We start from the raw sequence: 12,281 nt of genomic DNA on the forward strand, positions 1-12,281 counted from the left end.
TTTTTGTTATAAAGCGAAATTGCACACTTTATGCCAGTTAGGTCGCTACGAGTTTATGCGACTTACAGGCAACAAAGCATGGTAAACTTTATTGCTATGCTCTTTTATAGTGCATTCTTGCGCACTAAATCGAGGTTTTTGCACTTTGGTGGGGCTTTTGTGTTAGCGTCAGTAACTGTTAGTTTTACCCAAATGATTGGCTAAGTTGGTGCTCAGGTCTTTGAGATCATTCGCTACTTCTCTCCATACACCCATGCTATTTTGATTAATAGGTTGGCGAACTTGTTCACTACTCGCTGTATGCACCTTTCGCGTATTTTTACTGAAGTCAATACAGGCTTCTTCAAAGGGAAGAGAAAGCCGAAGCAAGAGCGCTTTGATAAATGACTCAGGAGCGTTAATCAGTTCTTCATACTGGAGCGTCACAATACGGTTGGGTAAGACTTTGTTCCAATGATGCATCAAATCCTGATAAGCATTGAGCACCAATGCGATTTGTTTGAGGTGGTAACTGAATTGCACACCCGAGTAGAAATACTGCTTGTATAAGCTTAAGCCGCAGTCCATTAGATTTCTTCGTATGTCGATAATAATAGCATTAGGAAGAATTTTGTGGATAAAACCAATCAGCCTGAAATTAAAGGGTTGTTTATCGATAAAGTAATCAAGGTTTTGTTCTCTAAAAATAGCGCCTTTTTCTAAATAACTCTTCCCGAACACGCTTAATTCATTACCTGTTAAATAAGGTAAGCACTCATAAAGGCTCTTGCCATATTTTTGTTTGCAGTAGCCCTCAGCTTGTTGCTCAACAGCCTGAAGCGTGGGTTGTTCGATAGTGGCTTCTATTGATGAATGGCTTGCCAGTATCTGCTCGATCAGCGTGGATCCAGAACGGGGCATACCTACGATAAAAATAGGCTTGGGGTGTTTACTGAACTTGTTAGATTGACCAAGTAGACTAGCTTTTGTGTAGACGCTTTTTCGCAACTCAAATTCTTTTATCATTGCCTTAGTGTAGGCTGAATGACTACCTACTAGTGCATTGGCTTTTTTATAAAAAGGCATACTTTGTTCAAGCCCTTCCTGCAACTCGACCGCTTTTGCAAGTGCGAATGTTGCGATAGCTTGGGCGTTAGATGTCAACTCTGAATCTTGAATAAGTGCTTCTATTTGATTTATTTCACTTTTCGAAAAAACATAGTTTTTCATATCAGCCAAAGCCGCCCAAGCCTCTACATTTTTTGGATTGGCTTTTATTGCCGTCTTTAAGGATTCAACACTTAATTTTCTTTTACCTAAAATTCTAAGCGCTTGACCTTTGATCAGTGATAACTGCGAATAGTGCAACGGTTTATTTTGCACATACTTATTGGCTCTTTCGCACACCTCAAGGAGTAAATCTAGCTGACTGTATTTTTGTAACAAACCAATCCATTTCCACAAACTATCAAAACTCTCTTTAAGTTCCGCTAGCGCTCTCGATGCGTCGAGTGCTGCTTGGTATTCATTTGATTGTACGTAGCTGTCAATTAGCAAATTTCTAAGTGATAAATTAGCTGGTAAAAATGGTAGCTCAGTTTTCAACAGTTCAGCGCTTTGTTCTGCTTTATTTTGCATCAAATAAATTTGAGCAATTGTGTAGACTGCTCTTGGGTGGTGAGGTATTTGTTTCAACATTGTGCCCGCAATCCCAATGGCTTTTGTATAAGCCTTAGCTTGCATACATTGTCTGATTTGATCGAAAGCTTGGGTTAAAGGGTCAAAGTTTTCAGCATGTCGCGCAACTTCAATGGCTTGATCATAGTAGTCAGCCTTATATAGGCATTCACTCAGCTTTAGCCAAGCTTGATAAAAATTAGGAGTCGATTTTAACGTTTGATTCAGTAAAGCAATTGCTTGAGCAAACTGTTTACTGACTATGAACTGCTCAACTTGATGTAAAATCTTAGCGTAGTGATTGGCGGACATTGTCGGTTCTGCATACTTGTTTATTGATTGCCCAAAAACAATTAAGCCCGCAAACGCGGGCTTAATTCAAAAGACTGTTAGCTTAGTCGACACTTCCACAAAAGCGATAGCCTTCGCCATGAATAGTGACAATTAATTCTTCTTCGTTTGGCTCTGATTCGAAGTGTTTACGAATGCGGCGGATTGTTACATCAACCGTTCTGTCATTTGGACGTAACTCACGCCCCGTCATTTCCATGATGAGTTGTTCGCGGGTCAGAATCTTACCTGGGTTGCTCAAGAACAGGTGTAATGCTCTGAACTCACTGCGCGGAAGTCTAAACTCTTTGCCGGCAGGTGAAATCAAGCTTCTGCTGTCACCATCGAGCGTCCAACCATTAAAGCTGACTTTACTTGGTAAATCATCATCTTCAGCAGCATTGCTAGTGCGTGATAACAAGTTACGTGCACGAATAGTGAGTTCGCGTGGGTTAAATGGTTTTGTGAGGTAATCGTCAGCGCCGATTTCTAAGCCTAAAATACGGTCGACGTCGTTATCACGGCCAGTCAAAAAGATTAACCCTACATTTTTGCGGTCTCTTACTTCTCTTGCGAGTATTAGCCCATTTTTACCCGGTAAGTTGATATCCATGATAACTAAATTAATGGTGTTATTCTCAAAGAAGTCATGCATTTCTTCGCCGTTTTCAGCTTCAAAAACATTGTATCCTTCCGCTTCAAAAAGGCTTTTGAGCGTTGTTCGTGTTACGACTTCGTCTTCTACAATCAGGATATTTGGCGTTTGCATTTATTTACACTCTATTAACATTGTTATTGGGAGTTTATCAGTAATTATTACGAAAACACAATTACTTACACATATAGTATATTCAATTACGTTCAAGAAATAAAATGTACTTTAGTGTTATTTGTCGTTAATTCTATGAAATTTAACAACAAAGGCTACTTTTTTTCTCAAAATCAGGTGCTTTTGTCGGTTAATTACTACAAAGTTTAAATTTAGTTTGTATAAAAAGATTCTGTACAGCACTCATGAAAAGTCATGAGTACAGTTGGCAGCTTGCTCTCAATCGAGCTCAAGAGCTGCGTTGTTACATTTGTTTATATATAGATTGAAACTTAGCAGCCGCAACATCCCACGTAAACTTAACCTGCATTGCCCGTTTACGGGCTTTGGTGAGCTGCGCTGGGTATTCGTGAAACAGTAATAGTGCTTTACGGATGACGTTAAGTAACGCATCTGGGCTGGGGTTTTCAAATACAAAGCCATTACCATCTGATAAATCTATGTCTTTAACCGTGTCTTTAAGACCGCCGACAGCGCGAACGATGGGTAAGGTGCCATATGCAAGACTGTACATTTGGTTTAAACCACAAGGCTCAAATTGTGATGGCATTAAAAAGAAGTCGGCGCCAGCTTCTACGTAGTGCGCGTATTCAGATTGGAAGTCGTTAATAAACGCGAATTGTTTAGGATGCTTGGCTGCGATTTCTGCCAAAGGCTTAGTAATATCTTCTTCGCCTGTGCCAACAATGACGATTTGTACTTTATGGTGCAATAGCTGCTCTAGCATTGGCAGAATAAACCCGAACCCTTTTTGAATTGTTGTTCGGCAAACCATACCAAGTAAAGGTGTATTTTTGGTAACCGGTAAATTGAATTCTTTTTGCAGTGCTGCTTTACATTTCGCTTTGCCAGAAATGTCATCCACACTGTATCGCGCAGCAATGATTGGATCGGTTTCAGGGTTCCATTGTTCATAATCACAACCGTTGAGTACACCAATGACATCGTTTTGGCGATGTCTGACTACATCATCTATACCATGACTGCCAAGCGGTGTTGATATCTCCTGCGCATAACTAGGGCTCACAGGGCATATTTTATCAGCGTGAATCAAGCCTGTTTTTAATAGGTTAATATGACCATTATCAACGTATAAATGCGACTGGTGAGCCGAGACACACTTCATGTTTTTTAAATCTTCGACGCCTTGAAACGCAGCGTTGTGAATACTTAATACGCTTTTTGTGTCTCGGTAAAAATCTTTAATTTGCGGATCGTGTTTAGCCATGTAGCAAGCAATCGATGTATGCCAATCATTGCAATGTAATATTTGAGGTTTAAAAGCAAGGGACTCAGATGCTTTTAGTGCTGCGAGTGAAAAGAATGCGAACTTCTCACTATTTGAAACTTGGCTGGTTTTTGAATATAGATCTTCATCAGCAAAATATTCTGGGTAGTCGATTAAATAGACCTTAATGTTCTCGAAATTTAGTTCTTTTACACCAAATTCATAACGCTGTTCGTTTGCGTGTAATACTTGTTTCACACAGGCATCGGGCAGCTTAAAAGTGCGCTTTGCTTGGGCATAATAAGGCATGAATATGCGCACATCGTGGCCTAATTCTTTTAGGGCTATAGGCAGTGCTTTGCCCACATCCGCCAGCCCACCGGTCTTAACGATGTCTTCAACTTCGGAAATTAAAAATAAGATATTCATGCTTTACTCATCGTTATTTATTTTACTAGTTTATGGTTATTTAGCCGCTTCATAGATACTAAATTTATTGGTTTGCAACACCGTCTGCGATTTGAAGTATTGTTTGCTCAGTGTATCTGCGTATGGCAAAAAACGATTGGCAACGATCATTAGCTTTCCTCTAGGACGGGTTTGCTTATGCGCATCGACAATAAACTGCTGTGTAATATCGTAGTTAGTTTTGATACCAGTGTGAAAAGGAGGGTTACTGACAACCGCATCAAACGTACCCGATACTTCGTTTAAGCCATCACTGTCTATCACTTGCGCTTCAACCTCGTTGAGTTCGAGTGTCTTTTTAGCGCAATAAGTCGCTAATGCAGATACATCGCTCATCACTAATTTAACATGAGCGTTGGCTTTTAAAAGATACGTACCAATAATGCCTGTGCCACAAGCGAAGTCTAAAATATTGCCTCGTAAAGCTAGTAAGCGATCACTTTTAGGTGCAAGTTCAGACAGTAAAAGCTGAGTGCCTGGGTCAAATTGTTTATGCCCAAACACACCCGGTAACGAAAACACTTTTACAGGAAGATCATTGACTGAGTATGTGCGAATAACGCCATTGCTTTCTAGGTTAAACGCTTTGCTAGCTTCGTTTTCTTTTGTAACACAAATTAATCCACAGTGCTTGGCACCGTCGATTTTGTTCACGGTAGAGCCTAACTTTTCTAGTAGCTTACCTACACTTTTTATACCGGCTTTATTTTCTCCGACAACCAGAAGTTGACCGCCTATTTTAAGTAAGTCATTCAACTGATGTATCAATAAATCTAAATGTTGTTTAGCTTTTGGTAAGTAAATAACCGCGCCGTCTAGCTTGTTTTCTTTTAGTGCAGGTATAGCAGTAAAATCAGCAGCGTAGTATTGTTTGTGCTTTGAGATATTCGAGGCGCCTTGGTACATATCGAACATCTGATGCAAACCAACAACCTTGTCTGATTCAATCTCAGAGAAAATATGCACATCGCTTGGATTAACAATGGCCCATTGACCCTCAGCAAACAGGTCTAGGTTTCGTATCAGTAACTGACTAGGTAAACTTAGCATTATGCGATTCTCTCAAATACTAAATCCCAAACACCATGACCTAGTTTCTGGCCTCTGACCTCAAATTTAGTGATAGGCCGATAATCAGGTCGCTCAACAAAATCGCCTTGTCCTGAGGTATTTTTGAATGTACTCGCCTGAGAAGTTACTTCTAACATGTGGTGAGCATAAGGTTCCCAATCGGTCGCCATATGGAATTTGCCGCCGATAGCAAGTTTAGATGATACTTTTTCAACAAAGTTGGTTTGTACTATTCTGCGTTTATGATGGCGCTTTTTATGCCATGGATCGGGAAAGTACAACTGTAAACGATTCAGCGAGTTATCCGCGATACACTTGTCGAGCACTTCGATCGCATCGTGTTCAAATACACGCAAATTTGTCAGTCCAGCTTCTTCTGCCGCAGCTAGACACGCACCGACGCCTGGTTTATGCACTTCGATACCGATAAAATTAATGTCGGGCGAGTCGCTGGCCATTTCAACCAATGACTTACCCATACCAAAACCGATTTCAAGTACGACGGGATTGTTGTTGCCAAACACTTGCTCGAAAGCTAATAAGCCTTGGTTTATTTCTAAGCCCATCGATTCCCAATTGACTTCGATTGCTCGCGCTTGTGCTTTGGTAAGTCTACCTTCTCGTTTTACAAAGCTTTTTACTTTGCTGATATAGACACCCGCTTCGCGCGCTTCTTCTTCGGAGTTAAACCCTCTCATGTACTCTTCTCATCGTTGATTAACGGCGCGTGCAGGGTAAATCTGTGATGTGACACAACTTACGGCGCTCATGTTTTGAATTCTTAATGGGTCATTATCCTATTATGTTCGTTAAATGAAAAGGCTTAGATAAATGCAAGAATTGGGTAACGAGATAGCGCAATTACTTTTAGTTTGAATTGGCGCTAATAAACTGCGCCAACATATCGCTGACCTTATTTGCCTGCGTTAGTACCAACATATGAGCAGTACCTGACAAACAGTGCAGATTAGCAGATGGTTTGCTCTGGCAAAACTTCTCAACATTATTAGCTTGTGCAATGAAATCCTGTTCCCCAACGATAACTTGCATAGGGATATCTAAGCTTTGTAGTTGTGTTGATAAATCTTGTCGAGGTGTTGTCGACTTTATTTGATTCACCAAGGTTGAATTGCCTAAGTCATTTTGCATATCTATAACGGTTTGAGGGTGGGTATTGTGTTCAAGTTCTGCTTGCGTGAAATATTGTGCTAAGCGGTTGCGACCAAGCTTCATCTTTGGGTTTTTGCTTAACGCTTTTAACAAAGATTGTCTTGTCGATAACTCTTCGTTGCTCAAACCAAAAGGGTCATAAGCAATCAAGCTAATAGACGCTATTTCACTTTTGTTTTGCAGTGCGCTAAGCGCGGCAATATAGCCTCCCATCGAATAACCCACTAAATGCACTTTGCCCTGAGCTTGCGAAATGCGATCTTCGGTCAGCGCGAGCATGTCTTCAAGGCTTTGTGCCCATTGCAGGGGAGAATAAAGACGCTCATATATGTTAAGCGTTTGCCAAATTGGCAGCCAGATGCGCTCGTCGCATAAGGTACCAGGTAAAAAAAGTACGCTTTGGTTTATCGTATTCACTTAAAATCTTTTGTGAGCTGTTTAACGCGATGCGATGTAACATACCATATCTCAAGTAGTGAGCATCTGTTAGATTTGCTTAGCCTTGATTTATTTGTAGCTTTGAAGAGTCTTAAAAGAATAAAAATGACAAAAAACAACTTTGTGTTTAGCGAAAGTTTATTGGCTTGGTGGGATATTGACGGTCGAAAAAACCTACCTTGGCAACAAAATAAAACACGTTATCGAGTCTGGGTCTCTGAAATTATGTTGCAGCAAACGCAAGTTGCGACCGTGATCCCTTATTTTGAACGCTTCATGCAAAAGTTCCCAGATGTCATTGCCTTAGCTAACGCGCCTCAGGATGAGGTACTTCATTTATGGACAGGACTAGGTTACTACGCTAGAGCGCGTAATTTACACAAGGCAGCTCAACAAGTCCGCGATGAGCATAATGGCGTTTTCCCCGAGCAATTTGAACAAGTACTTGCGCTATCAGGCATAGGTCGGTCAACTGCCGCGGCGATTTTGTCTTTAGCTGATGATCAAGCTTATGTGATTTTAGATGGCAATGTAAAACGCGTGCTTGCAAGGTATTTTGCGCAGGAAGGATGGCCGGGTAATAAAAAAGTTGAAGACCAAATGTGGCAACTGGCAGAGGATCTTAAGCCTAAAGCCCGATTTGGCGATTACACGCAAGCCATGATGGATTTGGGTGCAACGCTTTGTAAAAGATCTAGGCCAAACTGCGATGAATGCCCAGTGCAAAGTCGTTGTTTAGCCTATGCTCAAGGCAGGCAAAGCGAGCTTCCGCATTCCAAACCCAAAAAGCAAATACCTACCAAATATACGACGATGATTATCCCATCCTATCGCGGTTCATTGCTCATGCATCAGCGGCCTCCCTCAGGAATTTGGGGCGGTTTATGGGCATTTTTAGAAACGGACTATTCAGAAAATGACTTTGTTACTCCTGAAATGTGGAAAACATTAATACCTGCAGATATTCAAGATGCAGATTACTCAACAACAGAGTTGCCTGCTTTTAAACACACTTTTAGTCATTTTCATTTGAATATACAGCCGGTGTTACTTGAAATGCCAAGCTATTTACCCAATGAAGTACAAGAGAAGAAAAGCCGGTGGGTCGATATTCAAAATGTCGGCGATATTGGTCTATCAGCACCCACGGTAAAGATCATCGAAGCGTTAAAAGTTCAAAGACCTTTGGCGTTCTAATTGTTAAATTTTAATCTATAATCATGGCAATCGCGCTTTTTGCAACGTAAGTTGCATCAATAAATAAGGAAACACAATGGCAAGACAAGTATTTTGTGAGCATCTAAAAAAAGAGGCCGATGGCTTAGATTTTCAGTTGTACCCAGGCGAATTGGGCAAACGTATTTTCGATAATATTTCGAAAGAAGCATTTACCGGCTGGCAAAAGAAGCAAACCATGCTGATCAACGAAAATAAATTAAATATGATGGAACCCAACGACCGCAAGTTTTTGGAAGAAAAAATGGAAGCATACTTATTTGAAGGCATAGAACCCAGCATCGAAGGCTACGTTCCGCCTACAAAATAAGCACTTGAACCAATAAATCGAAGAAAGCGCTAAAAAAGCCCAAAAACATGTTGACTTAAAAGCTCAAAATCCGTTTAATACGCACCCACAGCGAATTACATGCATACCGACGTAGTCAACACGCAGTAAAAGACGCATTGCCTCGATAGCTCAGTTGGTAGAGCAGCGGATTGAAAATCCGCGTGTCCCTGGTTCGATCCCGGGTCGAGGCACCATTTATATCAAAGCCCTGCTCATTGAGCGGGGCTTTTTTGTTCGTGCCAAAGTGCACACTAATCATCGCTGGTTTGCTGCTTGTCGTCGTTGCTTTACCATGAAGCAATCTCCAAAAACTACCTCAAATCAAAAAATACCATCAAGTACTAGGAAAACGATTATTTGTTTAATTCGCTGCTAGTATATAAATTACTCAAGCGCTCATAAAAAATAAGGTAAAAAATGTCCACTATGCAAAGGTTACTAATGAACGATCCTCCTGGTTACTTCACAAGAGGCGGTGAGGTCCTGTGGAAACTCATGAAAGAAGACTTAATCGAGGAGCCTTTACCTGGAGAATGGAAGGATTTGCAGGCCTTAGTTAAACAAAGCTTTAATAAGCACACTGAACATGAAATTGATGAGCCAAACCACATCTATTGTAAAAAACTCGATAAGGGAGGTATGAGTGGTGGCGTGGTTTATCCTTTATTCTTCAAGGAAGTTATCCTTTGCTTCATTTCATATCAGTTTTCTGGCGGTGCGTACGGTAAACAATATAGTCAAAATTACAACAATTGGCTGGAAAAAGTAAGTCAGGGCTTGGTGTAAGTAACCCTTCACTTGAACACTACTTTTTATCGTCGAAAATTTATCAAAAGAACCTTGATGATTCCAACCAATCCACTAAGTTAGCCGTTTATTCACTAATAATTTCAGGCTCATAAGAGCCTGTGATAAGTGAGAGCTTTTACCTTGTTTATTCTTTTTCGTGAAAGTATCCAATATGGTTTAGATTTATTTATTTCTTCTTTGCAGGTGCAAAGTTTGAAATCTTTACTAGTGTCACGCATTTCTGAACCATCTAGAGTTAGGTAAAAAAGCAGTTTGCATTTAAATTAGATTTAGAAATCACTAGCAATTCGATTTGCAATATTGCCTTGCAAAAGTAGTCTCTCTAAGTCGCCATGCAACTGGGATAATGAACGAATGAACTTTGTACCATTAATATTAACAGGCAAATTTTCTTCCCCTCCATAATATTCAACAACTTCATCATACGTATTTGAGTCATTGGATATTTGCTTTTCAGAAATTGGAATCTCTGGAAGGTACATTGCTAAAAAACCAACCCTTTGAAAATTTCTTATTTTTGATGGACTTGTAAATTCTGAACTACTTGTAAAAAAGCCAACGCCAAGTATATCAGTGGTGTAACCGGAAGCGAGAAGCCTTTCTCTTGCAAAATTACTTTTTACGGATAGCCATAAATTGTTAGGCAAGCACATTAGAACGAAGTCACCGTAAGACTGGATTTTTTGATTATTTGTCTTAAAGAAGTTCCTTTGGTCAATAAGCTCACTCAGAGCCTTTTCAAGCAATAATTCTGAAACTTGACCTAGGTTGGAAACCCCGCTTTGTTTTTCACTATCGTCTTGTGGTCGGGTCCATCGTTGCCGATTGATCAGATCAATAAACTGTTTTGCTTTTACAAAATTTTTCGTATTTATTTCTTCACCCAAGTGTTTTTCAACACACTCAATCGCAATCGATGCGAGCAGATGAACGTTGGTGAATAAGTTCCCATATTCTGGGTAAAACTGAAGAAACACCATTAAAGCTTTGTGTTCCCTATTTTTACTCCATTCGCTAGTAGATACGGCTTTCCCATTAATTCCAATAGCTTTTATATTATCAATGATTGTCTTGTCTAAACTATCTATTAATTGGCACATAAATACACGCGTTAAATCAAAGTCGATGTGAGGATATACATCAGTTTCTTTGTTGATTTTGTCTAGAACGTATCTTTGTAACGGAACCACAAATTGCTGAATCGTGTCGTCTGAGGGGTCCTTGTTTACTGTTTTATATTCAACATTTTCATCTTCCCTAACTTGTAGATCTAAAATATTCACAAACACTCCATGTAGGTCTATTTTTGATTGACTGTCTAAATATACAGTGATATTCTCCGGGTATTAAACCGGATAAGTTAAACTATTAAATATGCATAACTCAACCCAGAAGCTTAAACCTAATGAAATAAAAAGTATACGCTGTGCTTTAGGCCTAGGCCGAACAGAATTTGCTAATTTATTGGGGCTCGGCAATCAAGGGGAGAGAACAGTAAGGGGCTGGGAGAAAGGCGAACACCAACCCACGCCTAAGAAAGTTGAAGCAATCTTAGGTTTAGAAAACGAATTAAGATCAATACATCAAAAAGCCCCTTTCAAAAACATCAATCCGAACTCTAACTTTAAATTTATTGACCTCTTTGCGGGTATCGGAGGTTTACGGCTTCCTTTTCAGCAATTAGGTGGTGAATGCGTTTTTACTTCTGAATGGGATAAGTTCGCGCAAAAGACATATTTAAAAAATTTTGGTGAAATGCCTAGTGGTGATATTACTCAAATAAGCGCATCTGATATTCCAGAGCACGATTTGCTATTAGGTGGATTTCCTTGCCAAGCGTTTAGTCAAGCTGGTTTAAGAAAAGGATTCAATGATACTCGAGGAACATTATTTTTTGAAATACAAAAAATATTAGTAGATAAGCGGCCGAAAGCCTTTTTGCTTGAAAATGTAAAACAACTTAAAGGGCATGATAAGGGGCGGACGCTCAAAACAATTTTGAGTATTCTTAGAGGGGAAGAAAGTGAGTCAATTCCTTCTGACCTTTTTATGAGTGAAGAGGCAAAAAATGCAGTGTCAGAAAAATTGAATTATTGGGTCGATTTTAAAGTCTTAAGAGCAGCAGATTTTGGAATTCCTCAAAATAGAGAACGAGTATTTATCGTTGGCTTTGACAAAGACTATTTTAATGATATTGACTTCGATACCGCTTTTAAATGGCCCGAACCGCCCAAGAATGAAACTCAGTTGGGTGATATACTTGAAGACTTGTCTAGCATATCTCTATCTGATGATAAGTTTACTATTTCAGATAAGTTATGGGCAGGCCATCAGAAACGAAAGTCACAACACAAAGAAAAAGGTAACGGTTTTGGGTATTCTTTGTTTAGCGCTCATGATTCATATACGAATACCTTGAGTGCCAGATACTACAAAGATGGATCTGAGATCTTGATCGATCAGACTGAGCTAGGTAAAAACCCTAGAAAGTTAACACCTAGAGAATGCGCTCGACTACAAGGTTTTCCAGAAGAATATAAGATCGATGCAGTATCTCAAGTTCAAATATATAAGCAATTTGGTAACTCGGTTTGTGTTAAGGTCATTGAGGCTATTAGTCAAGAGATGCTTCCTTTTTTGATTGAGAGACAGGAAGCATCACGAGTTGCTTAATTAAGTTAACGCCTTGCCATCCATAGCAACGCAAAACTCCA

General features: G+C 39.8%; 11 protein-coding genes and 1 tRNA gene. 5 read left to right on the plus strand and 7 right to left on the minus strand.

Features of this window, described 5'->3' with window-relative positions:
• Positions 1-168: 168 nt before the first annotated feature.
• From KUL10_RS09145 to KUL10_RS09170, 6 genes are all read right to left on the minus strand, one after another.
• Entirely contained in the window at positions 169-1,968 is a 1,800-nt protein-coding gene (locus tag KUL10_RS09145; RefSeq protein WP_110428612.1) for a tetratricopeptide repeat-containing sulfotransferase family protein, read from the minus strand.
• A gap of 82 nt (positions 1,969-2,050) precedes the next feature.
• Complete coding sequence (arcA, locus tag KUL10_RS09150) at positions 2,051-2,755, minus strand: two-component system response regulator ArcA (RefSeq protein WP_110428613.1); 705 nt, start codon at positions 2,753-2,755, stop codon at positions 2,051-2,053.
• A 304-nt stretch (positions 2,756-3,059) separates the two neighbouring features.
• A complete protein-coding gene (gene glgA / locus KUL10_RS09155) occupies positions 3,060-4,472 on the minus strand; it encodes a glycogen synthase GlgA (RefSeq protein ID WP_110428614.1) in 1,413 nt (470 codons plus the stop codon).
• Between the two features lie 36 nt (positions 4,473-4,508).
• Positions 4,509-5,561 carry a methyltransferase gene (locus tag KUL10_RS09160; RefSeq protein ID WP_110428615.1) on the minus strand — a complete coding sequence of 351 codons (1,053 nt, stop codon included), beginning with the start codon at positions 5,559-5,561 and terminating at the stop codon, positions 4,509-4,511.
• A complete protein-coding gene (trmB, locus tag KUL10_RS09165) occupies positions 5,561-6,280 on the minus strand; it encodes a tRNA (guanosine(46)-N7)-methyltransferase TrmB (RefSeq protein WP_110428616.1) in 720 nt (239 codons plus the stop codon). The genes KUL10_RS09160 and trmB overlap by 1 nt, the downstream gene beginning before the upstream one ends.
• A gap of 169 nt (positions 6,281-6,449) precedes the next feature.
• Positions 6,450-7,169 carry an alpha/beta fold hydrolase gene (locus KUL10_RS09170; RefSeq protein ID WP_110428617.1) on the minus strand — a complete coding sequence of 240 codons (720 nt, stop codon included), beginning with the start codon at positions 7,167-7,169 and terminating at the stop codon, positions 6,450-6,452.
• A gap of 126 nt (positions 7,170-7,295) precedes the next feature.
• On the opposite strand from KUL10_RS09170, the gene mutY reads away from it, so the two are divergent.
• The 4 genes from mutY to KUL10_RS09190 all read left to right on the plus strand — a co-directional run bounded on the left by mutY (position 7,296) and on the right by KUL10_RS09190 (position 9,543).
• Entirely contained in the window at positions 7,296-8,387 is a 1,092-nt protein-coding gene (gene mutY, locus KUL10_RS09175; RefSeq protein ID WP_110428618.1) for an A/G-specific adenine glycosylase, read from the plus strand.
• A gap of 76 nt (positions 8,388-8,463) precedes the next feature.
• Positions 8,464-8,736 (plus strand): oxidative damage protection protein, encoded by a 273-nt coding sequence (locus tag KUL10_RS09180; protein ID WP_110428619.1) that lies wholly within the window; start codon positions 8,464-8,466, stop codon positions 8,734-8,736.
• Positions 8,737-8,875: 139 nt separating this feature from the next.
• Positions 8,876-8,951, plus strand: a tRNA-Phe gene (locus KUL10_RS09185).
• Positions 8,952-9,198: 247 nt separating this feature from the next.
• Positions 9,199-9,543: a hypothetical protein gene (locus KUL10_RS09190; protein ID WP_146216771.1), complete on the plus strand. Its 345-nt coding sequence runs from the start codon at positions 9,199-9,201 to the stop codon at positions 9,541-9,543.
• Positions 9,544-9,836: 293 nt separating this feature from the next.
• Here KUL10_RS09190 and KUL10_RS09195 read toward each other — a convergent pair whose 3' ends face one another.
• Positions 9,837-10,850 (minus strand): hypothetical protein, encoded by a 1,014-nt coding sequence (locus tag KUL10_RS09195; RefSeq protein ID WP_110428621.1) that lies wholly within the window; start codon positions 10,848-10,850, stop codon positions 9,837-9,839.
• Between the two features lie 91 nt (positions 10,851-10,941).
• Between KUL10_RS09195 and dcm the strand changes: the two genes are divergently transcribed.
• A complete protein-coding gene (gene dcm / locus KUL10_RS09200; RefSeq protein WP_110428622.1) occupies positions 10,942-12,240 on the plus strand; it encodes a DNA (cytosine-5-)-methyltransferase in 1,299 nt (432 codons plus the stop codon).
• The last annotated feature ends 41 nt before the right edge of the window (positions 12,241-12,281 follow it).

The sequence above is a fragment of the Glaciecola sp. KUL10 genome, assembly GCF_003203515.1.
Classification (GTDB): domain Bacteria; phylum Pseudomonadota; class Gammaproteobacteria; order Enterobacterales; family Alteromonadaceae; genus Glaciecola.